At 41.4% G+C, this 251-nt stretch carries 1 protein-coding gene; it reads left to right on the top strand.

All coding sequences use genetic code 11. The features are described from left to right. The coding region (locus Q0845_RS27795; RefSeq protein ID WP_298521229.1) for a hypothetical protein at nucleotides 1-251 on the top strand (251 nt) is incomplete at both ends.

The raw sequence follows: 251 nt of genomic DNA on the forward strand, positions 1-251 counted from the left end.
ACGACAGTAGATGTAAGTATTCCAATTACAGATGATACTACAGGTGAACCAACAGAGGACTTCACTGTAAACGGAACAGTTACTAGTGGGAACACTTCAAACACAAATGATAGTGGAACGGTAACGATTACTGATAACGATACACCAGCAATGAGTGTAGGTGATGTAACGGTTGCAGAAGATGCAGGAACAGCAAGTGTCGCTGTAAGCATAGACAATCCATCTAGTGTAGATACCGTTGTAAGTATCAC

The organism is uncultured Kordia sp. (assembly GCF_947489565.1).
Classification (GTDB): Bacteria; Bacteroidota; Bacteroidia; order Flavobacteriales; family Flavobacteriaceae; genus Kordia.